Source organism: Photobacterium profundum, from assembly GCF_003026285.1.
Lineage (GTDB): Bacteria > Pseudomonadota > Gammaproteobacteria > Enterobacterales > Vibrionaceae > Photobacterium > Photobacterium profundum.
The window spans coordinates 546,808-569,914 of record NZ_PYOD01000001.1 but is presented as its reverse complement, the minus strand read 5'-3'; the positions used below and the strand labels follow the sequence as shown (position 1 = coordinate 569,914).

Annotated in this window: 21 protein-coding genes; 11 read left to right on the top strand and 10 right to left on the bottom strand. The window is 41.0% G+C overall.

What is annotated here, in order from left to right:
- The first annotated feature begins 236 nt into the window (after positions 1-236).
- The gene (gene yhjD, locus C9J48_RS02520; RefSeq protein ID WP_036803502.1) at positions 237-1,157 is read left to right on the top strand and encodes an inner membrane protein YhjD; all 921 of its coding nucleotides are present in this window, start codon (positions 237-239) and stop codon (positions 1,155-1,157) included.
- A 75-nt stretch (positions 1,158-1,232) separates the two neighbouring features.
- Here yhjD and C9J48_RS02515 read toward each other — a convergent pair whose 3' ends face one another.
- Together C9J48_RS02515 and C9J48_RS02510 are read right to left on the bottom strand one after the other, a co-directional pair.
- Positions 1,233-1,691 carry a CBS domain-containing protein gene (locus tag C9J48_RS02515; RefSeq protein WP_006231223.1) on the bottom strand — a complete coding sequence of 153 codons (459 nt, stop codon included), beginning with the start codon at positions 1,689-1,691 and terminating at the stop codon, positions 1,233-1,235.
- A gap of 205 nt (positions 1,692-1,896) precedes the next feature.
- Positions 1,897-2,220: a hypothetical protein gene (locus tag C9J48_RS02510; protein WP_006231222.1), complete on the bottom strand. Its 324-nt coding sequence runs from the start codon at positions 2,218-2,220 to the stop codon at positions 1,897-1,899.
- A 280-nt stretch (positions 2,221-2,500) separates the two neighbouring features.
- Between C9J48_RS02510 and C9J48_RS02505 the strand changes: the two genes are divergently transcribed.
- Positions 2,501-3,541, top strand: coding sequence for a metal-dependent hydrolase (locus C9J48_RS02505; RefSeq protein ID WP_006231221.1), 1,041 nt, complete (start codon positions 2,501-2,503; stop codon positions 3,539-3,541).
- Between the two features lie 363 nt (positions 3,542-3,904).
- Positions 3,905-5,230 (top strand): anaerobic C4-dicarboxylate transporter, encoded by a 1,326-nt coding sequence (locus C9J48_RS02500; RefSeq protein ID WP_006231220.1) that lies wholly within the window; start codon positions 3,905-3,907, stop codon positions 5,228-5,230.
- 109 nt (positions 5,231-5,339) lie between these two features.
- Here the strand turns inward: C9J48_RS02500 and C9J48_RS02495 are convergent, their stop codons facing one another.
- From C9J48_RS02495 to cobT, 4 genes are all read right to left on the bottom strand, one after another.
- Entirely contained in the window at positions 5,340-5,774 is a 435-nt protein-coding gene (locus tag C9J48_RS02495) for a phosphate-starvation-inducible protein PsiE (RefSeq protein WP_006231219.1), read from the bottom strand.
- A 172-nt stretch (positions 5,775-5,946) separates the two neighbouring features.
- On the bottom strand, positions 5,947-6,552 hold the full coding sequence (gene cobO / locus C9J48_RS02490; RefSeq protein WP_006231218.1) for a cob(I)yrinic acid a,c-diamide adenosyltransferase: 606 nt from the start codon (positions 6,550-6,552) through the stop codon (positions 5,947-5,949).
- Between the two features lie 36 nt (positions 6,553-6,588).
- Entirely contained in the window at positions 6,589-7,425 is an 837-nt protein-coding gene (locus tag C9J48_RS02485; RefSeq protein ID WP_006231217.1) for an adenosylcobinamide-GDP ribazoletransferase, read from the bottom strand.
- On the bottom strand, positions 7,422-8,450 hold the full coding sequence (cobT, locus tag C9J48_RS02480; protein ID WP_006231216.1) for a nicotinate-nucleotide--dimethylbenzimidazole phosphoribosyltransferase: 1,029 nt from the start codon (positions 8,448-8,450) through the stop codon (positions 7,422-7,424). The genes C9J48_RS02485 and cobT overlap by 4 nt, the downstream gene beginning before the upstream one ends.
- Positions 8,451-8,677: 227 nt before the next feature.
- Between cobT and C9J48_RS02470 the strand changes: the two genes are divergently transcribed.
- Positions 8,678-9,376, top strand: a complete 699-nt coding sequence (locus C9J48_RS02470; RefSeq protein ID WP_006231214.1) for a DUF3313 family protein — start codon at positions 8,678-8,680, stop codon at positions 9,374-9,376.
- Positions 9,377-9,707: 331 nt separating this feature from the next.
- Here the strand turns inward: C9J48_RS02470 and C9J48_RS02465 are convergent, their stop codons facing one another.
- The 3 genes from C9J48_RS02465 to rne form a co-directional block, all read right to left on the bottom strand.
- Positions 9,708-10,445: a cysteine hydrolase family protein gene (locus tag C9J48_RS02465; protein WP_006231213.1), complete on the bottom strand. Its 738-nt coding sequence runs from the start codon at positions 10,443-10,445 to the stop codon at positions 9,708-9,710.
- A 569-nt stretch (positions 10,446-11,014) separates the two neighbouring features.
- Positions 11,015-12,574, bottom strand: a complete 1,560-nt coding sequence (locus tag C9J48_RS02460; protein WP_006231212.1) for a SulP family inorganic anion transporter — start codon at positions 12,572-12,574, stop codon at positions 11,015-11,017.
- 233 nt (positions 12,575-12,807) lie between these two features.
- Complete coding sequence (gene rne, locus C9J48_RS02455; protein ID WP_006231211.1) at positions 12,808-16,107, bottom strand: ribonuclease E; 3,300 nt, start codon at positions 16,105-16,107, stop codon at positions 12,808-12,810.
- 438 nt (positions 16,108-16,545) lie between these two features.
- Between rne and rluC the strand changes: the two genes are divergently transcribed.
- Positions 16,546-17,490 (top strand): 23S rRNA pseudouridine(955/2504/2580) synthase RluC, encoded by a 945-nt coding sequence (gene rluC / locus C9J48_RS02450; RefSeq protein ID WP_006231210.1) that lies wholly within the window; start codon positions 16,546-16,548, stop codon positions 17,488-17,490.
- A 67-nt stretch (positions 17,491-17,557) separates the two neighbouring features.
- Positions 17,558-18,223: an HAD family hydrolase gene (locus C9J48_RS02445; RefSeq protein WP_006231209.1), complete on the top strand. Its 666-nt coding sequence runs from the start codon at positions 17,558-17,560 to the stop codon at positions 18,221-18,223.
- 126 nt (positions 18,224-18,349) lie between these two features.
- On the opposite strand, the gene C9J48_RS02440 is transcribed toward C9J48_RS02445, so the two are convergent.
- Positions 18,350-18,931, bottom strand: a complete 582-nt coding sequence (locus C9J48_RS02440) for a Maf family protein (protein WP_036803498.1) — start codon at positions 18,929-18,931, stop codon at positions 18,350-18,352.
- A 364-nt stretch (positions 18,932-19,295) separates the two neighbouring features.
- Between C9J48_RS02440 and yceD the strand changes: the two genes are divergently transcribed.
- The 5 genes from yceD (at position 19,296) to fabD (ending at position 23,085) form a co-directional block, all read left to right on the top strand.
- Positions 19,296-19,814 carry a 23S rRNA accumulation protein YceD gene (gene yceD, locus C9J48_RS02435; protein ID WP_006231207.1) on the top strand — a complete coding sequence of 173 codons (519 nt, stop codon included), beginning with the start codon at positions 19,296-19,298 and terminating at the stop codon, positions 19,812-19,814.
- A 25-nt stretch (positions 19,815-19,839) separates the two neighbouring features.
- Complete coding sequence (rpmF, locus tag C9J48_RS02430; RefSeq protein WP_006231206.1) at positions 19,840-20,010, top strand: 50S ribosomal protein L32; 171 nt, start codon at positions 19,840-19,842, stop codon at positions 20,008-20,010.
- A 9-nt stretch (positions 20,011-20,019) separates the two neighbouring features.
- On the top strand, positions 20,020-21,045 hold the full coding sequence (gene plsX / locus C9J48_RS02425; protein ID WP_006231205.1) for a phosphate acyltransferase PlsX: 1,026 nt from the start codon (positions 20,020-20,022) through the stop codon (positions 21,043-21,045).
- A 5-nt stretch (positions 21,046-21,050) separates the two neighbouring features.
- On the top strand, positions 21,051-22,007 hold the full coding sequence (locus tag C9J48_RS02420; protein ID WP_006231204.1) for a beta-ketoacyl-ACP synthase III: 957 nt from the start codon (positions 21,051-21,053) through the stop codon (positions 22,005-22,007).
- A 154-nt stretch (positions 22,008-22,161) separates the two neighbouring features.
- A complete protein-coding gene (gene fabD, locus C9J48_RS02415) occupies positions 22,162-23,085 on the top strand; it encodes an ACP S-malonyltransferase (RefSeq protein WP_006231203.1) in 924 nt (307 codons plus the stop codon).
- Positions 23,086-23,107 lie beyond the last annotated feature (22 nt).

The window sequence follows — 23,107 nt, the reverse complement described above, 5'->3', positions numbered from 1 at the left end:
TAAAAAGGCTTGCCACTTTTGGCAAGCCTTTTCTATTTTAGATACATAGCAATTAAATAATAAATGTTAAGTACATAATAAATTTATGATTAAGAATGATTCACTAGTTTGCAGTTTTATTATGACTACAATATGAAATTGAATAATCTTTAGGCATTTAATTGTCAATTCCAATGTATTGATTAAGTAGTAAAGAGAGTATGGAACAAGATAAAAAAGAAGTGAAAAACACCATCATGAATCGATTTATTTCGATGTGTAGGTTTGCAGTAGGCAAGGTAAAAGCGCTTCCTCCTATCGATCACCTGTTACGTGCTGCTGATCGGTTTAATGATCGTTTAGGCAGCCAGTTTGGTGCCGCGATTACTTACTTTTCTTTTTTATCTCTTATCCCTATTTTAATGGTGCTATTTGCTGCTGCTGGTTTTGTTTTAGCTGCGAATTCCGATCTACTAACGGGACTAATCGATAAAATCGTAACGGGTGTAACGGATCCAAGCCTAGCAAAAACCCTTGAAAATACCGTGAACACCGCGATTAATCAACGTACCACCGTTGGCTTGAGTGGTTTAGCGATTGCCTTGTATTCCGGTATTAGTTGGATGGGTAATTTGCGTGAAGCCATTCGAGCGCAAACGCGTGATGTGTGGGAGCGAAAACCAGAAGATAAAGATCACCTGCTCTTACAATATGGGAAAGATTTTGTCGCGCTTACGGGCTTGGTTGCTGCGCTTATCTTTACTGTTGCATTAACATCAGTGGCGGGTTCAGCGCAGAAAACGATTGTAGAGGCGCTAGGTTTAGGGGGGATCACGTGGTTACGTCCTGCGCTAACATTGATTGCTCTCACTATTTCAATTACAGCAAACTATCTGATGTTTTTATGGATTTTTTGGATGTTACCAAAGAAGAAGTTAGAAACGCGGGCTTTATTACAAGGTACTTTATTGGCAGCCATTGGTTTTGAGGTTATCAAGTTTGCGATGACTATAATATTACCAAGCTTAGCGAAATCACCATCAGGTGCTGCCTTTGGCTCTATTATCGGTCTAATGGCATTCTTTTATTTCTATGCTCGCTTAACTCTATTTTGCGCCGCGTGGATCGCTACAGCGACTCCTAAGGTTGTTAATAATGTCGAGGATGTAAAACCGTAAAGGTATCCTAGTTTTAGTACAATAAAGGTGTAGTAGATGGTTCATCGCAACACCTTTATTGATTATAAAATAGAATCAAGCCATCGCTTTTTTGTTCTTATTTTTATGCGTTTTCTGTGACTCTAACGTATCTTGGAAAGCACTTAATAAATCAACGGCAGATAGTATTCCTACTAATTGCCCCGTTTTATCTAACACAGGGGCTGCGCTAATATTGTGATTAAGAATCGTACCTATGGCTTTGGTTAATGTGTCATACGTTCTAACATGGATGATATCTTTAACCATAACATCACCCACGTGTAGGTCATCTGTTAAGTCATATTCATGGCCGATATCTGGCGACTCATCAACCCACCCGGGGCGCCGTAATTCTCGGTCACTGATGAAACCAATTAATTCACCATCAATATTGGTAACTGGTAAGTGACGAATTGCATTATCTCGCATTAAAAAAAATGCTTCACGTAATCCTGTTTCAGGTTGGATAGTGACAACTTTTCTCGTCATATATTCAGATACTTTTGTTGGCATTAGCGTTTCCTTTTAGGTATGTGGGTATCCTTATCTAAGCTAGCGAAATCAACGGTATTAATTTGCGATCGATGGCACATATTGTTCATAAAGTAAGCGGCTTGTTAACCTTCACTTTTTAAGTCTTTGATTAAAAAGTGAAGGAATGAAAAGAGGGGGCGTTTTTTGTGTAACAAAATTAGTGGCCGTAAATGAGAAAGGAGCCTTAAAGGCTATTATTTGTTTTAAATGGCATTAAGCTTTTAATTTTAGGTATATAACTTAATTTAATATCAAGTCTAGGCTCAACAATTACTGGACGTAGAAAATGGTAAGTGATGAACGCAATAACTGTAGCAAGGAAAGTATTTTCACCAAGTAATATTAGGAGTGAAGTGACAACAATAAGGTAAATAGCGCCATATGAAATAATTTGCATTTCACTATGAGTTAAAATTGCATCGCAATGCGAGCATCTGAAATTCTTTTCAATATCTTTTAGTGCTGGAACATCAAGCTGTTTATTACAGCATGGGCACTGTTTATCCATAGGTTGATATCCTCTTATAAATCAAAGTCCTTTGTATCAAACGGCAATAACTAAATAGTAATTTAGTGACGACAAAATAAGGATAGTCGTTAGCTTTATAATTGTAAGGGCTTTTTGGTTAAAATGTTAAGCCAGTGTTTGTTTTACTTTATCTCTCAACCAAAAGTATGACTTTCTATTTACTTTTCAGTCGTTATTATAGGACCCTTCAGTTAGTGTATTTATAAGGCATCTATTTGCAATGTGATTGCAATATGCTTAAAAAACAAGGAGAAGGTGGTTGGATTCAGTTACACAAGCTGCGTTAGGTGCTGCAGTTGCTGCGGTTGTCGCCGGGAAAAAAAGTACCCCAAAAATATTACTGGCAGGTGCTGCACTAGGTACGATTCCTGATCTCGATGTATTGATTGGTTATGGTGATCCTGTTTCAGATATGGTGAAACACCGTGGTTTTAGCCATTCATTATTTATCTTGTTACCGTTTTCTTGGTTGTTAGCGCAAGGTTGGCATCAGTGGCGCCCTTCTCATTTTTCTTTTACTCAGCTTTGGCTTCTTATTGCGGCTTGTCTTATCACGCACCCGCTACTTGATGCGTTTACCTCTTATGGCACTCAACTGTTTTGGCCGTTTGATATTAGTTTTGCGGTATCAAGTATCTTCATTATCGATCCACTTTATACCATACCCTTGCTCGTGGTGATTTTTGCTAGCCTTTTTTGGCGAGAGAAGATGGCAAAGCTATGTGGAGTAGGGCTAGCTATCTCGACAGTGTATTTAGCGTGGTCAGTGATTGCTTTGCAACTTATCGAGTCGAGAGTCGAAGGGGATTTGGCGGGTACACCACTTGAGAATAAACCTGTATTTGTTACCCCAACACCTGTGAATACTGTGCTGTGGCGTGTCGTTGTATTAGATAGTGATACGTATTGGGAAGGGTTAACGTCGTTATTAGATAAAGATAAGACGATTGATTTTATTGCCAAGCCCCGTGGTGAGTGGTTGTTGAATGAAAAGCCTGAGCATTTACTTATGCTTGAAAAGTTCAGCGATCAATTTGTTCGTTATCAACAGATTGATGACAAATTAATCGTGACGGATTTACGTTTAGGCATGGCTGAATACCTACCGTTTAGTTTTGCGTTTGCTCAGGAAAGTGATAATGATGAATGGAAAATGTTATCGCCTGAAAAAATGGAAGAGAAACGGGTCAGGCCCAAACACTTACCCGCATTATGGTTGCGCTTATTAGGGAATCAAAATATTAATGCGAACTTATGTCATATTAAAGAATGCCCTGATGACATGAATAGCTTGTTATAACGGTTTTTCTTCATACAAGCTTAAAAGCTAATATGGTGATAAAACTGTGTTAGCTTTTTTATTTTATAGTAAATCTGTTTCTTATTGTTGATGATGTTTTTTATGTGATACATAAAAAACACCGCTCTAAATGTTGCATATAATCGTATGTTTAGTGAATTGTTACAAAAAGTATTGTAGCGTTTCTATTTTTATAGAGCGTTGTTTCTAAGAGTGGGCTCACACATTACTTTCCCAATAAATGATTTTTTTAATTAATTGATTTCTATCAAGAGTGATGAATTATACAGCTGTCAAAATACTCCTAAAGTATTAATGGTCTTGTGTTGAGATCGCATTTTTCGATATATGGAGATAACGAGTATGCTGTATTTGGAATTTTTATTCCTCCTCCTCGTCTTATATGCTGGTAGCCGTTTTGGTGGTATTGGTTTAGGCGTCGTTTCAGGTTTAGGTTTGTTGGTAGAAGTGTTCATTTTCAGGATGCCGCCAACCTCGCCACCGATCACGGTAATGTTAATTATTCTTGCTGTGGTTACTTGTGCCTCTATTTTAGAAGCGGCTGGTGGCTTGAAGTACATGTTACAGGTTGCTGAACGAATTTTACGTAGTAACCCTAAACGCGTAACCATTCTTGGCCCCCTTGTAACCTACACCATGACTTTTATGTTGGGAACTGGTCATGCGGTTTACTCTATCATGCCAATTATTGGTGATGTTGCATTGAAAAATGGCATTCGACCAGAGCGTCCGATGGCAGCTTCATCTGTAGCATCGCAACTTGCGATTACAGCGAGTCCAATTTCTGCCGCGGTTGTGTACTATTTGGCACAGCTATCGGGTATCAATGGAAGCATCCACCTGCTAACCATTTTAATGGTAACCGTGCCTTCTACGCTATTGGGTACTATTTTATTATCTTTATATAGTTTGCGTCGTGGTAAAGAGCTAAATGATGATCCTGAATATCAGCGTCGTCTACAAGATCCATTATGGCGTGATAAAATTCTTCATACGACGTCAACATCTCTCGATGAAAAGCTTCCATCGTCTTCAAAGCATGCGGTTATGCTATTTATTTTGGCACTGGCTACAATTGTGGTTGTGGCGATGGTGCCAGAAATTCGTACGATAGGTGAGGGAACTAAACCGATTTCAATGTCATTGATTATTCAGATGATGATGCTTGGTTTTGGTGGTTTAATCTTGCTTGTTACGCGTACTAACGTGCAGAAAGTACCTGAAGGTGTGGTATTTAAATCGGGAATGGTGGCGGCTATTGCCATCTTTGGTATCGCGTGGATGAGTGATACTTACTTCCAGTATGCAATGCCATCGTTTAAGTCGGGTATTACTGAGATGGTACAAGGCTACCCTTGGACCTTCGCTCTAGCACTATTCATTGTCTCTGTTGTGGTGAATAGCCAAGCAGCAACGGCACGTATGATGCTACCTGTTGGTCTTGCAATGGGACTTAACCCAGCATTATTGATTGGTTTAATGCCTGCAACTTACGGTTATTTCTTTATTCCTAATTACCCATCAGATATCGCAACGTGTAACTTTGATGTTACAGGTACAACAAAGATAGGTAAGTACTATTTTAACCACAGCTTTATGATGCCAGGTCTTATTGGTGTGATATCAGCGTGTATGATCGGCTATACCATCGCACAAATTGTTGTGTAGGTCGTCCTAATTTAGAGTTCTGATTTATAAAATAGAAAAAGGGAGCAATTGCTCCCTTTTTGTTTACGAATAGATGTCTATTTAGGAATGCGTTCTAGCTGATAAATCTTTAGTCATCAGACTGCTTCTTTAATGGGTCTGTTACTGCTTCATAAGGCCAATAATGATGACCAACACGGATTACTAACGTCGCAGCTGCAAGAATAAAGGCGGCGAGAGCTAGCCATACTACTAAAACCCCATCTAACTCTTTCATGCCTAGCGTGATATAGCGTGCAATCGCCATTATCGCAATATAGATTGGATAGCGCACCGGAATTTTACCGTGGGCGACAAATTGCTGCACCATTGCCAGTACTTCCAGATAAATAAACATTAATAAAATATCGGTCAGCTGGATGTTTCTTTGGGTAATAACGTGAATAAACTCATTAACCATGGCGAACAAGGTGGCTAAGGTAATGGCAACCAGCAGGATTGCTTCAAGAATGTGAAATATTTTGAGAAACGGTTTACTAAAGCTCTTTGGTAACTGGGAAGGCATAAATTCTCCGAAAACAATGTACTAACCGCTTTTTACGGTTTTAGGAATAATAAGTTGAGATTATAAGAATAGGAAAGAGATAGAGAAAGAAAATAATTATTTTAAATCGCAAATACAAAGAGGCAACACATCAGTATTGCCTCTGTAAGTCAAAATTAACGTTGCTGCTTAATTACCAGTCGATGCCTTTGCGTGCTTTAACACCATTTTCAAAGGCATGCTTTACGCTTTTTACTTCGGATACCGTATCTGCCATTTCAATCAATGCACGATGCGCCGCTCGACCTGTAATGATAACCGATTGCATATTTGGACGGTTGTTAATTGCTTCCACAACCTCTTCTAACTCCACGTAGCCGTAAGTTACCATGTAGGTCATCTCATCGAGTAAAACAACGTCGTAGCTATCATCAGCGAGCATTGCTTTACATTCTGCCCACGTTTTTTGAGCGGCAGCTTTATCTGTTTCTTTATTCTGTGTTTCCCAAGTAAACCCGGTTGCCATTACAGAAAAGTGTACGCCGTGTTGTTCGAGCAGGTTACGCTCGCCACAGTCCCAAGTACCTTTAATGAATTGCCCAACACCACATTTAAAACCATGACCCACAGCGCGGGCAATTGTGCCAAAACCAGAGGTAGATTTGCCTTTACCGTTACCTGTAATAATGAGGAAAAGCCCTTTCTCTTCTTGAGCAGCTTCAACACGAGCATCGACGTCAGCTTTTACTTTTTCTTGGCGTGATTTATAGCGTTCGTCCTTGTTGGTTTGATCAACCATGGATTTCCCTCTTTATTTTTTGTCAGTGTGTTTATTTTATGAAAGCCAGGCTAGTAAGGTTAGGTAGCCCATAAGTTCCGTAATTTGTTGCGCAGCCCCCAAGCAATCGCCGGTGTAGCCTCCTAATTGTTGTTGGAACCATTTACCGCAGAGCCAACGAACAACAAGTAAAACTAACGTTAAGCTGATAGCCATCTCTAAAGGCAAGACTAGTAATATAATCAATCCTGTGGCAATTAAAACCCACAAGTCGTGTTGGCTTTGCTGATTAGCTAATGGTTTTACTTTGCTATCTTGATCTGCTCTTACATAGGGATAAGAAAATATTAGGCTTGCTGCACAGATTCGACTTAACGTGTGCATCACTATTAATAGCCCTACAGGTAGCAAGATATCAATTTTTGCTAACGCAATTAACACTGCCCATTTGCAGCCAAGCATCATCACCAAAGCAGATGCGCCATACGTACCAAGGCGTGAATCTTTCATTATGTTTAGCTTTTGTTCGACAGACCAACCACCGCCGAACCCATCAAAAACATCGGCTAAGCCATCTTCATGAAAGGCTCCTGTTAACAATAGCCCGCAAATGATTGCGGCTGCAACGGCGAGCTCTATAGGGAATACCTGTACGGAAATCCAGTACATTATTGCCGTTAAAAAACCGACAATAATACCTACAGCCCCAAAATAACGGTTTGCCTGATTGAGTCTTTCTGACGAGTAAGGCGTGTTTTCAGGGATAGGAATGCGCGTAAAAAAAGCCAATGCAACCAAAAATATTTGCCACTGGCGTTTACAACCAGTGGCGTTTAAGCGATTCGTTGTGTCTGTATGTTGTGTGATAGTTTGACTATCTGGTTCGTGTTTCACACTGTTATCCCTGCATCTTCAAAACTGGCCATTTCGTTATAGAAACAACAAGCAGAGCGCAGTAGTGGTAGTGCTAATGCCGCACCAGTCCCTTCGCCTAAACGTAAACCTAAACTAAGCAATGGTGTGGCATTCAAATGTTGTAGCATCCGCTGATGGCCTGATTCTTCTGAACAATGACAATAAATAAAGTAGTGGTTTGCTTCAGGGTACATTGAAACGGCAAGCATAGCTGCGGCTGTAGAAATGAAGCCATCAACCAATACCGTCATCTTATTTTCAGCAGCCTTTAGCATGCCACCCACAATTTGAGCAATTTCAAACCCACCAACATTGGCTAGAATGGATAAAGGATCGGATAATCGTTCTGCATGCAGATCTAACGCTTGAGTTATCAGGTCGACTTTACGTTGTAGCTGCTGATCATCAATACCAGTACCACGGCCAACACACTCATCAGCTGGTATATTCAACAGTGCAGCCATTATGGCAGCAGCACTGCTGGTATTACCAATACCCATCTCACCAAAGCCTACAAGGTTACAACTTTTCTGGCTTAGCTTTTCTACAACGTCTGCGCCATATTGTAGGGCTTGTAAAACGGTGCTCTTTGTCATTGCTGCGTACTGGCTGAAATCTTCAGTGCCGTGACCAAGACGTTGTTTAACGAGATTAGGGTGATCTTCTGGTTCTACCTTAATGCCAGCATCAATGACTTTTAGTGCCATGTCGTTTGTTCGGCAAAAACAATTAATCGCAGCGCCACCAGCGAGAAAATTTGCCACCATTTGTGCTGTTACTTCACTTGGCGCAATACTTAAACCATGTTGAGCAATACCGTGGTCGCCAGCAAAAACAAGTAGATGAGGATGTATTATTTCAATTTTTTCAGTTTGTTGGATTAAAGCCAGTTGTAATGCGACAGTTTCTAATTGACCTAATGCACCTAACGGTTTTGTCTTGTTGTTTATTTGGTGTTGAATATGGTCGGATAGCTGAGTATCTGGCTGAGTGATGGCAAACATATGTGCAGATTTCCTTGTTCTGGCAAGATAACGTTTATGACGGCATATCGTTTAACGCAATGAAGCGAGCTGAAATTTTGCGGCAGCAAAGCTGGCAAAGCAATGAAGAAATGGCAAATATGGTGATTATATTTTTAAACGCACCACGTGGTTGCAAAATAGTGCTTGAAAGCATTAACCGTATAGTGTTCTAATTGCGTGGTATTTAATCAACTGCATAGCGACGTATGAATATTAAATTATTGTCTATTATAAGTTTTTCACTTGTTCTTCTTGGCTGTTCAAGCCGCCTACCGACAGAAGATGAACGACAAACTCAATTTATTAAAAATAATGATAAATTGGTTGAAGTTGAATACATAGAAGATGCGACAGGTTTGCAGTGGGTATCTCCAACAGTAGAGGCTTCTGAATATAATAAAATACTGATTAATGACGTCGGTATTCACCAAAATGCGAAAGCGGTACGCCAAATCCCAGAGCGCGTGCTAGATAAAGTATCTGAACGATTAACTACGATCGTTAAACAAGAATTCACACGTGGTGCTGAAGTTGTTGATAAAGCCGGAGCTAACACAGCAACGCTGAATATTATGATTAGCCGTGCAAGTACCGATTTTGAAGATCTTCAAATTACAGAAGTTCTTCCTTATGGTGCACTCATTGGAAGTGCTAAAGCATTGCTTGGCACCCGTGACCGGAACGTTCGTATACTTGTAGAATCTCAGCTTATTGATAGTCAAACGGAGGAAGTATTGGCTGAACGAGTTGGTGTCATTTTAGCCAAAGGTATTTTAGAAAATGATGATGTTGATCTTGAATACGAACAGATTAAAGAAACCGTAGAGTTGTTTACTCAAGATATTGTGCACTTTATTCGTGTAACCGCGTATCAAGCAACCCTCAATGAACAAGACAAAAGTTAATCCAAGAAAGTAAATATTATTAGTGGACGATAGCAATGTTCAAGCGGGCTTTTATTACCAACCAGACTTCATTATTAAACCTTCTGGTTATCAATGCTGAGTCGCTAAGTTCGATATATACTTAAGTTCCTCACTGAGGAGCATTTTTAATTCCTTAAGACGCCTTTGTTGTATGGTTCTTGTTGGATATTCTTGCCTATTATTTGGGACTGTGTTCGACTTATTAGCTGCTGATGCGCGCAGGAATGACATATTTTTATCCCCACTGCGCATAATATGCGTATGCGCAGTGGTAACAATTAAGTGCCGAGTTACTCACTAGCTTTTAAGGCTATAATTCTTTTTTAATCTGTTGTAGTGTCTCTTTCGTTGTTTTGACTGAGTTGGCGATCATTCGTACATTGGTCATAGCAGCAGCGTATCCATCTAACCCCGGTAACTGCGCTGCAGCAGTTGCATCAGATACAATTTGTACTTCAAATCCTTGTTCCATAAATTCACGTAAATGAGACTCAGTACAAAGATTTGCAGACATACCTGCAAGAATTATCTTATTAATACCTCTTTTTCGTAGTTGTAATACCGTATCGTTAGAGTCTGGACCATAGAGTTTATGAGGGCTTGAAACATAAGTTTTACCGTTGTTGATATATTTTTTATATTGAGGCATCCAATCAGAACCCGATCCGTCAAACCCTGTAAGATCTAACTGCCCCGCTCGTTCAAACATATGCAAACTGTGCATTGCGGCTTCAAGTGCTCCACCGTGATTCCAGTCCGAGTCTGTTGGAAAATAGTAGTGTGGAGAAATAAAAAGTGGAATATTCATTTTCTCTGCAACTTTCATTAAACTATCTATATTTTCTACTGTTTTATTTTCAGTAACACTTTTACCAACTAGCCCCCAAGTTACCCCTTCAGGGCTTAAAAAATCAATTTGAGGGTCTGTAATAACGATAGCTGTATGACCTTTTTCATATACCATACCAGGATCAGGTAAGCCATCTCCAGCAATTAGAGAGTTAGAAAGTGCCATACATATAGTAGCTGTAACAATATAATTTTTCATTTTATAAACCTTATGGTTTCAATGATAAATTTAAATATAGAGTGTAGGTATAGTATAGAACTCCTAATAAGCTATGCTTATTTATTCACAAATCCATATGATATAGGCACTCCCAGCAATAACCAATTACGAAGAAATGACGAGACAAACATCACTATTAATAAATCACTAAATTACTCATACTGATTTCAAAGGACAGAAATAGACCGTAAAATACTGGGATTCCGCTCAACCTAGCCCCATACTAATACTGCTATCAATATCTCCCAGAAAACACTAATAATCTTCAAAATATAGGGCAGGGTTATATCCAGTGAGATTGCCTTGCGAACGATTCTGCACGTGAAAGTACTGGATATGGACTAGAGCAAATTTTTGAGAGTCATAACGTGAGTTTATTGGGGGGTCTTTGGGAGGATATGAATTAAGGAAAGATAGGCTAACTTGTTTTGGAAATAAATAGGCTAGAGTCATTTCAAAAAAGATAGATATGAAAACGCCCACGACATGCCTTCACTATTACAAAATGAAGCCGTCGTGGGCGTTTTCTAGCGTCTTTATCGTTGGGTTTAGCCGCCTAACGTATCTGTCGCTACTTTGTATGTTGGATCTTCTAGCATATTCACTTCAACTAGAGTACCAGCTTTTTTAAGTAAGCCACGACATTCAGGGCTTAAATGACGAATATGCAATGTTTTACCTTGGCTTGCATAACGTTCTGCAATTGTATCAATCGCCTCGATTGCAGAGTGATCGGCAACGCGTGATTTAGCAAAATCGATAATAACGTCATTTGGATCTGTTTTTGCGTTAAATAGATCTTGGAAGTGAGAAACCGAACCAAAGAAAATTGGTCCATTTACTTCGTAGATCTTTGTTCCTTTTTCATCGGTATGTGATGATGCGTAAACATGCTTAGCGTGATCCCAAGCAAATACAAGTGCAGAGTAGATAACACCCACAATAACAGCGATAGCAAGGTCGGCAGCAACTGTTACACAGGTAACAAGAATAATGGCGAAGAAATCATGCTTTGGTACTTTACGCGCCATTTTAAAGCTTGCCCATTCAAAGGTGCCAATAACAACCATGAACATGACACCGACAAGTGCAGCTAGAGGAATGATTTCAATTAGCGCAGAGCCAAATAAAATAAAGCAAAGTAAACCAACAGCGGCAGTAATACCCGATAAGCGACCACGACCACCAGAGTTGATGTTGATCATCGACTGACCGATCATCGCACAACCACCCATTGCACCGAACACTGAACATGTTACGTTTGCAATGCCTTGACCAACACACTCACGGTTACCTTTACCACGAGTTCCTGTCATTTCATCAATTACAGTTAATGTTAGTAGTGATTCAATCAGACCAATTGCAGCTAAGATTAACGAATACGGTAAGATAATACGTAAGGTTTCCATATTGAAACCCACATCAGGCAAAGCAAAAGTAGGTAAGCTACCTGCTAATGTTGCATTACTGTCGCCGCTCATTGTACGAACGAAGTCGATAACAGTACGAGAATCTAGACCAAATACATGAACTAATACAGTAACAGTGATAATAGCAACAAGAGATGATGGGACTGCAGTCGTTAGTTTCGGTAAGAAATGGATAATTGCCATTGTAAGAAGAACAAGCCCAAGCATGATATACAGCTGAGAACCTTGCATCCACTCAAGTGCACCTGTCGCTCCCTGCACTTTAAATTGACCAAGCTGAGCTAAGAATATAACGATCGCCAAACCGTTAACAAAGCCAATCATCACAGGGTGGGGCACCATGCGAATAAATTTACCGAGTTTAAATATACCGGCAAGAATTTGGAATAGACCGGCAAGCATAACGGCAGCAAATAGGTATTGAACACCATGTTCAGCAACAAGGCTTACCATTACAACAGCCATCGCGCCAGTAGCTCCAGAAATCATTCCTGGACGACCGCCTAAAATAGCAGTAATAAAGCCGACGATAAAAGCGGCGTATAAACCAACCATAGGGTCGACACCAGCCACGAAGGCAAAAGCAACCGCTTCTGGAATAAGGGCTAACGCAACGGTTAAACCTGAAAGTACGTCATTCTTGACTGATTGATGTGAAACTTGGGGGAATTCAAACATTTTATAAATTGGCTTCAGTTTGGTGGTTAAAAGGGGCGTGAATGGACACGGATGCTACAGTTGTATGTGACATACTTCAACTTTGTAGCTAACGATAGCTGCTCATTCAGTTAAAAGAGTAAGAGAATGTAATCATCATAGTATTTAATATACTTATCGATACATTTAATTACATTTTCGTTTGGGCCAAAAAAAAGCCATGCATAATGCATGGCTTTTATATGAGTTATGGCTTAGTCGTATGATGGTTTAGTCATAGGAGCCATTGCCTTGCTTGTTGCCGTTTGGCTACCAGCTTGACGAGATTGTACTTTTACATCGCGTAAAGGGGCGATAGCAACAGTAATCTCTTTGACTTCAGGTTCAGCGACTGCTGGTGCCTTCGTCATCGGAGACACAGCATGGCGACCGCGAGGTGATGTTGCTGTAGTAGCGACATCATTGCCTTGTACGGTTGCTGCAACGACTGGCGCTGGCATTTCAACGTTAGCAACTGGCTTCTCAACTACAGTCTCTTCAGTTGTTGCTTCAACTGTCGTCTCTTCTGCAATCACTTTAACTTCAGCGACTGGTTGTTCAACAACGGCTTCAACTTTTTCAACTTCAGCTTTTTCAACAACAGGTGCCGCGACAACTGGCTCAATAATAATTGGCTCATCAATAGTTACTGATTGAGTTTCTACTGATGTTGTTGATGCTTCAACTGTTGAGCGCATTGGCGTTACTTTGCCCATAGCAAGCTCTGGCATTGCTACACCGCTTAACATTTCAGTTTCAACTGCTGGCTCAGCAGATACAGCACGTTCAGCAATAACTTCAGGTTGTGTCGGTACTTCTACTGGTGTTTCAGTAATTGTCTCAACAGATGGCTTGCTTGCGCGAGCCCAAACTTTACCCATTGCCATTTCAGGAGATGCGACACCCGTTTCTGGGCGTATTGCTTTTGGCTTCTCGACAATAGAAATAACATTTTCCATGTCGTTTATCGCATCAGTCGTTTCTACTGCTGCATAGCCTTTAGTATCTGTCGTTGGGTGTGAAACATGGTCAGATTTCTCTTCACGTGTATCACGAATACGACGACGACGTTGACCACTAGCACGAAGATGACGAGGCGAACGACGGTTACGACGCTGACCTGCTTCTTGTTCAGTGTTCTGCTCATTGTCTTGCTCAGAAGTATCAGTATCAGTATCAGTCGCTAATGCTTCTTTTGCTACAGCAGTTCCCATTTCTTGTAGAGGAGAAGTTTGTTTTTGCTCTTCTACTAATGGTGCAGCTTCAACTGCATCAATTGCTTGAGCTTGTACAGGTGTATTCTCTACATCGTCAGTGATACGTATCTTTTGACTTAGCTGACGACGCTGGCGGCGTAGTTTAACTGTCGCCACTTTTTCCTGTGCAATATTTTGCTTATTCTCAACTACATCAACAACTGGTTTTTCAACTTTAGTCTGTTGTTCATCTTGACGGCGTGGTGCTTTTTGAGCTTGAACATCATCCTTACGAGGTTGACGTTTGTCTTCGTTGCGCGGAGAGCGTTGCTTCGCTGGTTTGTCATTCTGACGTTCCTGCTGAGGCTTCTCGTTGCGGCGAGGACGCTGCTGACGTTGCTGACGTTGTTCACCGTTATTCTCGCTATTATCACGATCAGTATCTTGGCGATTGTTACGACGAGAGCTATCTTTGTTACGGCGAGTATCATTACGGCGGTTGCCTTGACGTTCACCACGACGGTTGTCATTACGGTTGTCTTGCTTCGTTTCAACTTTCTTTTCTGGCTCTTGTTCCGCTGGACCAGAGAACAGATTAGTTAGCGCAGAGAATAGACGGCTGATTAAACCTGGTTGAGCTTTTGCTTCGGTAGCTGATTTCGTTGGTGCTGCTGGTTTAGGTTTTGCAGCAACAACAGGCGCTGGTGTTTTAGGTGAAGCAAAGCCTTGTAATACAGGTTCTTCATGCTTTTTAATAACACGTTCTTGTTGTGGTGCTTCTGCCGCTTCAGCTTCTTTAATAGCTTCAATGACTTTAGGCATTTGGTAAGAAAGTGTATCTTTTTGATCGCCTTCACGGATACGTAACACTTCAAAGTGCGGTGTTTCCATCTCTGCATTTGGAACAATTACAACACGTACTGTGTGGAATTTTTCAATATGCTGAACTGAACGGCGTTTTTCATTCAATAAGTAAGAAGCGACAGCCACCGGTACAATAGCCAGTACTTGTGCACTGTTGTCTTTTAATGCTTCTTCTTCAATTAAACGAAGAATAGATAGAGATAGCGATTCGTTATCACGAACAACACCTGTACCTGTACAGCGTGGGCAAACGTGGTGGCTTGCTTCTGCTAATGAAGGGCTTAGGCGCTGACGCGACATCTCTAGTAAACCAAAGCGAGATATGCGGCCAATTTGTACGCGAGCACGATCCATACGAACCGCTTCACGAAGACGGTTTTCAACTTCACGTTGGTGACGAACTGGCGTCATATCAATGAAGTCAATTACAACCAAGCCACCTAGATCACGTAGGCGAAGTTGGCGGGCAACTTCATCAGCCGCTTCAAGGTTAGTTTGGAATGCTGTTTCCTCAATATCACCACCTTTCGTTGCACGAGCAGAGTTGATATCAATAGAGGTTAGTGCTTCCGTTGGGTCGATAACAATTGAGCCACCTGAAGGCAAACGAACTTCACGCTGGAACGCAGATTCAATTTGGCTTTCAATTTGGTAGTGGCTAAATAGTGGTACTTCGCCTTCATAACGCTTAACACGAGATAAGAAATCAGGACGAATAAGTTTAATATGATCACGTGCACGGTCGAAAATCTTCGGGCTATCGATAAGAATTTCACCAATGTCGCGGCGTAAATAATCACGAATTGCACGAGCAATAACGTTACTTTCCTGATGAATAAGGAAAGGTGCAGGATTTGAATCAGCGGCTTCTTTAACAGCACTCCAGTGATTCAGTAGAACATTTAAATCCCATTCAAGTTCTTCAGCAGATTTACCAACACCAGCAGTACGAACAATTAAGCCCATACCTTTTGGTAGTTCTAATGTGCTTAGTGCTGCCTTAAGTTGTGTACGCTCTTCACCTTCGATACGGCGAGAAATACCACCAGCGCGAGGGTTATTAGGCATAAGAACAAGGTAGCTACCCGCTAACGAAATGAAAGTAGTAAGGGCTGCGCCTTTGTTACCACGTTCTTCTTTGTCAACTTGAACAATAACTTCCTGACCTTCTTTAAGCACTTCCTTAATATTAGGACGGCCTTGGTAGGTGTAATTAGCAGGAAAGTAATCGCGAGCAACCTCTTTAAGAGGAAGAAAGCCATGGCGCTCAGAACCGTAATCAACGAACGCAGCTTCCAGGCTTGGTTCGATACGGGTGATGCGACCTTTATAAATATTTGCTTTTTTAGATTCGTGACCAGGGCTTTCGATGTCTAAATCGAAAAGCTTCTGCCCGTCAACTAATGCGACGCGCAACTCTTCCTTCTGAGTTGCGTTAATCAACATTCTTTTCATTATATTGTACTCATTATTGTCGTTGTTTTAGTGAGTCAACTACAGATAGTTTACTGATGGTGCCGGACTCCAGGTCTATGTACGAGTGCAGCCTCACGGCTGGAAATTCAGGAGTGCTATTTGGCAACACTTATCATCCAACTATATCGAGATGTTTAGATCTAAAATATACAGCTGGTATCACCGCTTCAACGCGGTTGTATCTATCACATCAGTAAAAAAAATATAATTTGAACACACTAATAATCACTCCTGGGACTATAACGTCTTACGCCAGATGCTGCGCATATTGCCAAGAGTGCATAAAAAATAGCCATTAAGGTGAACCTTTGTTCACCCTGTCAATAAAGTAGGCAATTTTACCTACTCTAGTAAGCAATGATAGCAGGGTGACTTTTTTGCGGCAATCTGCTTTGCATGCGTGTTAGAATCAAATCTATGAAAGAAGATAAACCAAAAGTGCAATTCATCGACATTACTGATGATTTTGCTGGCCAACGGATCGATAACTTTCTCCGTGCTCGGCTTAAAAACGTTCCAAAAAGTATGATTTATCGCATTCTGCGCAAAGGTGAGGTACGAGTAAACAAAAAACGTATAAAACCTGAATATAAGTTGCAAGATGGTGATCTTATCCGTGTACCGCCGATTTTTTTACCTGAACAGGCAGATCAGGCACCAATCAGCACAAAACTGTCAAAAGTGGCTGAATTGGAATCGTGCGTTATTTATGAAGATGATCATTTATTGGTTTTGAATAAACCATCGGGTACTGCTGTTCATGGTGGCAGTGGGTTGAAATTTGGCGCAATTGAAGCATTACGTGCACTACGCCCTGATGCTCGATATTTAGAATTGGTTCACCGTATAGACCGAGATACATCGGGTATATTATTAGTGGCGAAGAAACGCTCAGCTTTACGTAAGTTGCAAGAACAGTTCCGTGAAAAGACAGTGCAAAAGTATTATTTCGCGCTTGTTATGGGTGAATGGAAGGCAAGCTGTAAAAAAGTCACTGCACCTTTATTGAAAAATGAAGTGAACAGCATTGTACGTGTTAACCAAAATGGTAAAGCTTCTGATACGCGATTCAAAGTATTAGAACGTTTTGAACACGCAACATTAGTGCAGGCTAGCCCAGTTACCGGTCGTACACATCAAATTCGTGTGCATTGCCAATATGAAGGGCACCCGATTGCATGGGATGATCGCTACGGCGATCCTCGATTTGATGCTTACACGAAAAAAACGGGCTTGAATCGATTATTCCTTCATGCGGCTAATATTAAATTTACTCATCCAAGTACTGATGAGCCAGTTGATATTAGTGCACCGTTAGATGCGCTGTTAACCCGTTCGCTTGATAATTTACGTAAGCTATAACGGTATTTACACTGAAGGCTTGTTGCTCTTGTTACTTGAATTTAGCCAGACTCGATAAAGGAAAAGTATGAAAAAGTACAAGGTTGTTATTTTTGATTGGGATGGAACGTTAATGAACACTATCTCTCAAATTGTAACTTGTATGCATCAATCTGCTGAAATGACGGATGGATTAACAAGCCTTTCAGTTAACGCGTATAAACAAACAATCGGTTTAAGTTTGGAAGCAACAGCAAATAGCTTGTATCCAAATGCGACTGATGTGCAACACACGCTATGGCAACAGCGATATAGTGAACTCTATGTGGCTGCGGATAACCGACAAGATAGCCAGCTTTATTCAGGGGTCGTTGAAACATTAAAATTGTTACAACAGCAGAAGTTAGTTCTTGCGATAGCAACGGGTAAACGTAGAAGGGGATTGAATCGTGCGTTTCAACACACACAGATTCAAGACTATTTTGCTGTATCTCGATGCGCCGATGAAACTGCATCGAAACCAGACCCTCTTATGATTCATGAAGTGCTGGCTGAATTAGGGTTACAACCAGATGAAGCATTAATGGTTGGTGATAGTGTTCATGATATGCGGCTTGCAAATAATGCCGGAGTAGATGTTGTTGGTATTACTTGGGGAGTCGATGATAGAGAAACATTGAATCGATATAACCCAGTATTTGTCATTGATTTGATTGAAGAGCTGTTAATGGTTCCTGGTCTTGCGAATAAATAGATTGTTGTTTAATCGTGATAAAGGACGAGCTGGGTATGATAGAAGCAATGCGAGTGTCTTATTGATGATTTCGAATTACTTCTATGAACCGTTGAACCTGATTCTCTTTTCTAAGCTGTATTTGATCTATAAAATATGAATGCCTTGTTTTTCTAGCATTTCACGTAGAGCAATTAAGGGTAGGCCAATGAGAGTATTAGGATCGCGTCCTTCTAATTTATTGAATAAAGCGATGCCTAGTCCCTCACACATAAAGCTACCAGCACAATAAAGCGGCATTTCACGTTCAATGTAGCGTTTGATTTCTTGCTCTGTTAGTTGGCGAAAGTGAACGTGGAAAGGTTCGCACATAACATCGCTTTGTCCTGTTTTTGCGTTGTAGAGGCATAAGCCTGTATAAAACGTTACAATTTGTCCGCTTGCGGCTTTAAGTTGTAGGCAAGCATTTTCAACTGTGTGGGGCTTACCAATAATTTTATCATTGATCACGCAGACCTGATCTGAGCCAATGATTAAGTGATCAGGGTAATTGTTTTCACATGCTTTGGCTTTTTGTTCTGCTAATCTTTGAACAAGAGCTTCGGCAGATTCACCAGAGAAGCTACTCTCATCAGTATTGGGATTTGCTGTCTCAAAAGGATATTGAAACTTATCTAACAACGCCTTTCTGAAAGGAGAGGTTGATGCAAGTAATAAAGGTTGTGTCATGGTTTGTACTTGTGAAGGAATGCTAGGCACAGTCTAACTCTCTCAGGTATTGGAATCGAGTTTTTCGCTGACTATAGATAAAATGCCATGGCATAATTTTCAGCTAAAGTACCATTAAATGAGTGGTTGATAGCAATCTTCGCTACTGGTGAGAACGTTTTTCATACTATTTTTGTGTGTTATTTATTCGCTCTCTATAAGGAGAGCAAGTGATTGACTCATGAGTAAATAACCATCAAACCGATGGGAAAGTGGTGATTGTAGCAAGAGGGGTTGAACCTTCTTTGGCGAAATGGTCAAAAGCTGTTATTTCACACACATTTCCTTTGACTCAAACTAATTAGAAGGCTAATATTCGCGCCCTATGCAAAAGGTAAAATTACCGCTGAAGGTCGATCCAGTTCGCGCAGCTCAGAAACAACTTGATTATGATGGTATCATCAAAGCCGAGTTACTGACGCGTCTAGCTGAATCCACTCAGAGCGTAAAAAGTGATGCAAACGTCACCTTGTCATTTGACTTTGACCGACGTCACCTCGCAGTCATGCACGGTAGTGCTGATGTAGAAGTAACGTTAACCTGTCAGCGATGTCAGGAAGAATTCAATCACACTTCTAGTGTGGAGTTCTGTTATAGTCCGCTTCTCAAAACTGATGAAGATGATGATGAGTTTCCGGAAGCTTATGAGCCGGCTGAAGTCGACGAAAATGGTGAGATTAATCTAGTTGAAATCATCGAAGATGAGTTGATATTAGAACTACCTCAGATTGCTATGCATGATGATGCTGACTGTAAAGTGAGTTCATCTGATAAAGTCTTTGGTAAACTCCCTATTGCTGATGAGCGTCCGAATCCGTTTGCAGTATTGAAACAATCTAAGTAAGTGTTATTTAACAGGAGTAGGGTTAATGGCCGTACAAAAGAGCAAAAAATCACGTGCAGCACGTGGCATGCGTCGTTCACACGATGCACTAACAACTGCAGCTGTATCTGTAGACTCTGCAAGTGGTGAAACTCACCTACGTCACCACGTGACAGCTGACGGTTTCTACCGTGGCCGCAAGGTTATCAACAAATAAGGTTGAGCCTTGACTGGTCTAACCGTTGCACTTGATGCGATGGGTGGGGATTTCGGTCCTCAAGTAATAGTGCCTGCCGCTGTGCAGGCACTGTTACAATACCCTGAACTCAAAATTAAACTTTATGGTGATCATAGTGCTATCGCCGCGCAACTAACTCTTCTTAATCAACACTCTCATTCTCGTATTAGTATCATTCATAGCGATCTTGTGATTGCCGACGAAACTCGTCCATCTCATGCTTTGCGTCGAAGCCAAGGTACATCTATGCGTATGGCATTAGATGCTGTTTCCGATGGTGAAGCAGATGCTTGTGTTAGTGCTGGTAATACGGGGGCATTAATGGCCCTGTCTCGTTATACTCTCAAACAGCTTCCTGGTGTTGATCGTCCTGCATTAGTCTCTGCTATACCTACCCATGGTTTAAATAAAACGTGGCTATTGGATTTAGGCGCGAATGTATCCTGTGATGCAGATACGTTATTTCAATTTGCAGTAATGGGCTCTGTACTGGCTGAACAATCTTTACCGTCAAAACCTCGCGTTGCTTTACTGAATATCGGTGAAGAAGAAATTAAAGGTAATGATTTAGTAAAACGTTGTGCTGAAATGCTAAGCAATTCGCCTGATATTCACTATATAGGCTACATTGAAGGTGATCAGTTATATGCAGGCAAAGCGGATGTGATTGTTTGCGATGGCTTTGTTGGAAATGTCAGTTTAAAAACCAGTGAAGGCGTAGCTAATCTCTTCATTAGTAGCTTTAAACAGGCAATTTCTACTAACCCAATGAAACGTTTGTTAGCTAAATGGTTGTTTAGCGATCTATTCGTTAGCCTTAAGAAATTGAACCCCGACCAGTACAACGGTGCAAGTCTGTTAGGATTACGAGGTATTGTGGTTAAAAGCCATGGAAGAGCTGATACTGCCGCTTTCGCAAATGCGATAGGTGAAGCGGTACACGAGGTCAAACGGCAAATACCGACTAAAATCAGTGACCGTTTGGAAGAAGTCTTACTCGAGAGGCATTATTAGTCTTCATGTATAGTAAAATTTTAGGAACTGGCAGTTATCTGCCATCTCAGATTCGCTCTAATGCAGATTTAGAGCAAATGATAGATACCAGCGATGAGTGGATCGTTGCCCGAACAGGTATCCGCGAACGTCGTATTGCTGCGCCAGATGAAACTGTGGCAGTAATGGGATATCAAGCTTCTTTAAACGCTATTGAAATGGCGGGTATTGATAAAGAAGACATTGATTTGATTATTGTAGCAACAACCAGTGCAAGTCACTCATTCCCTTCAGCTGCTTGTCAGGTTCAAGGGATGCTCGATATTAAAGGGTGCCCTGCATTTGATATTGCGGCTGCATGTTCTGGTTTTGTTTATGCTCTAAGTATTGCAGATCAGCATATTAAAACAGGCATGGCAAAGAATATTTTGGTGATTGGTGCTGATGCCCTTTCGCACAAATGTGATCCAGAGGATCGTTCGACGATCATCTTGTTTGGTGATGCTGCGGGGGCTGTTGTTATTGGTGCAAGTGAAGAGCCCGGTATTATTTCCACGCATTTGCATGCTGACGGTCATTTTGGCGGTTTACTAAGCCTAGCAATACCTGATCACGGTCAAACATTCACTGAGGATAAGTGGTTGTATATGGCTGGTAATGAAGTATTCAAGGTGGCGGTTACACAACTATCTAATCTTGTTAAAAATACGCTTGCTGAAAATAACATGGATAAATCTGAGCTTGATTGGTTAGTACCTCATCAGGCGAATCTGCGTATTATTTCAGCCACAGCGAAAAAGCTTTCTATGTCGATGGATCAAGTGGTGGTAACACTCGATCGTCATGGCAATACGTCGGCCGCAACTGTACCGACAGCTCTCGATGAGGCCGTACGTGATGGACGTATCCAGCGCGGACAAACCTTGCTGCTGGAAGCTTTTGGTGGTGGTTTTACTTGGGGTTCTGCCCTAGTTAAATTCTAATTATGTTGCTAATTGCTTTCAATTTTTAACGATAACGATTAAAAAACTGCTTAAAGTTAAAATAATAACAACCTGATAAATAACAGGATTGTTTAAAGCGATTAGTTAAGTTAAAACTGAAAAACTTAGTTTAAAAAAATTAAAGGACTCTCGAATGTCTAAATTCGCGATTGTTTTTCCTGGGCAAGGTTCTCAGGCTGTTGGTATGTTGGCTGAACTTGCTGAAAAATTTGATGTTGTTAAGTATACTTTTGCTGAAGCATCAGAAGTACTAGGTTATGACCTATGGGCACTGGTACAAAACGGACCTGCTGAAGATTTAAATCAAACTGATCGCACACAGCCTGCTTTATTAGCAGCATCTGTTGCGATTTGGCGTGTATGGCAAGAACAAGGTGGTGAGCAACCAGCAGTACTTGCAGGTCATAGCCTAGGTGAATATTCAGCATTGGTTTGTGCCGGTGTGATTGACTTTAAAGAAGCCATTAAATTAGTTGAACTTCGTGGTCAATTAATGCAAGAAGCTGTACCTGCTGGTGTAGGTGCAATGTCTGCAATTATTGGTCTGGATAATGATTCAATTGCGAAAGCATGTGAAGAAGCAGCACAAGACCAAATCGTTTCTCCGGTTAACTTTAACTCACCGGGTCAGGTTGTGATTGCGGGAAATAAAGAAGCGGTTGAGCGTGCTAATGTATTGTGTAAAGAAGCTGGCGCGAAGCGTGCACTTCCATTACCAGTATCGGTGCCTTCACATTGTGCACTAATGAAACCCGCAGCAGATAAGCTAGCAGTGGCATTAGAAGCTATTGAATTTAATACGCCTTCTATTCCAGTGATCAACAATGCTGATGTGCAAACTGAGAGCGATCCTGCTGCGATTAAGCTCGCACTTGTTAAGCAATTATATGGACCAGTTCGTTGGACTGAATCTGTAGAGCGCATGGCAAATGAAGGTATTGAGCAGCTACTTGAAATGGGTCCTGGTAAAGTCCTTACTGGCCTAACGAAACGCATTAATCGTGCATTAACAAGTGCTGTTGTGAATGATTCTGCAAGTTTAGAAGCAGCAAAATAAGTATTATTTAAAGAGGAAATAC

What these genes read in the sequence shown, in the direction of transcription:
- fabD (WP_006231203.1), top strand. Translation starts at nt 22,162, where the DNA reads ATGTCTAAATTCGCGATTGTTTTTCCTGGGCAAGGTTCTCAGGCTGTT.
- C9J48_RS02510 (WP_006231222.1), bottom strand. Translation starts at nt 2,220, where the DNA reads ATGGATAAACAGTGCCCATGCTGTAATAAACAGCTTGATGTTCCAGCA.
- rluC (WP_006231210.1), top strand. Translation starts at nt 16,546, where the DNA reads ATGAAAGAAGATAAACCAAAAGTGCAATTCATCGACATTACTGATGAT.
- cobO (WP_006231218.1), bottom strand. Translation starts at nt 6,552, where the DNA reads ATGGTTGATCAAACCAACAAGGACGAACGCTATAAATCACGCCAAGAA.
- yceD (WP_006231207.1), top strand. Translation starts at nt 19,296, where the DNA reads ATGCAAAAGGTAAAATTACCGCTGAAGGTCGATCCAGTTCGCGCAGCT.
- C9J48_RS02445 (WP_006231209.1), top strand. Translation starts at nt 17,558, where the DNA reads ATGAAAAAGTACAAGGTTGTTATTTTTGATTGGGATGGAACGTTAATG.
- yhjD (WP_036803502.1), top strand. Translation starts at nt 237, where the DNA reads ATGAATCGATTTATTTCGATGTGTAGGTTTGCAGTAGGCAAGGTAAAA.
- C9J48_RS02495 (WP_006231219.1), bottom strand. Translation starts at nt 5,774, where the DNA reads ATGCCTTCCCAGTTACCAAAGAGCTTTAGTAAACCGTTTCTCAAAATA.
- rpmF (WP_006231206.1), top strand. Translation starts at nt 19,840, where the DNA reads ATGGCCGTACAAAAGAGCAAAAAATCACGTGCAGCACGTGGCATGCGT.
- rne (WP_006231211.1), bottom strand. Translation starts at nt 16,107, where the DNA reads ATGAAAAGAATGTTGATTAACGCAACTCAGAAGGAAGAGTTGCGCGTC.
- C9J48_RS02515 (WP_006231223.1), bottom strand. Translation starts at nt 1,691, where the DNA reads ATGCCAACAAAAGTATCTGAATATATGACGAGAAAAGTTGTCACTATC.
- C9J48_RS02500 (WP_006231220.1), top strand. Translation starts at nt 3,905, where the DNA reads ATGCTGTATTTGGAATTTTTATTCCTCCTCCTCGTCTTATATGCTGGT.
- C9J48_RS02470 (WP_006231214.1), top strand. Translation starts at nt 8,678, where the DNA reads ATGAATATTAAATTATTGTCTATTATAAGTTTTTCACTTGTTCTTCTT.
- cobT (WP_006231216.1), bottom strand. Translation starts at nt 8,450, where the DNA reads ATGTTTGCCATCACTCAGCCAGATACTCAGCTATCCGACCATATTCAA.
- C9J48_RS02420 (WP_006231204.1), top strand. Translation starts at nt 21,051, where the DNA reads ATGTATAGTAAAATTTTAGGAACTGGCAGTTATCTGCCATCTCAGATT.
- C9J48_RS02465 (WP_006231213.1), bottom strand. Translation starts at nt 10,445, where the DNA reads ATGAAAAATTATATTGTTACAGCTACTATATGTATGGCACTTTCTAAC.
- C9J48_RS02460 (WP_006231212.1), bottom strand. Translation starts at nt 12,574, where the DNA reads ATGTTTGAATTCCCCCAAGTTTCACATCAATCAGTCAAGAATGACGTA.
- C9J48_RS02440 (WP_036803498.1), bottom strand. Translation starts at nt 18,931, where the DNA reads ATGACACAACCTTTATTACTTGCATCAACCTCTCCTTTCAGAAAGGCG.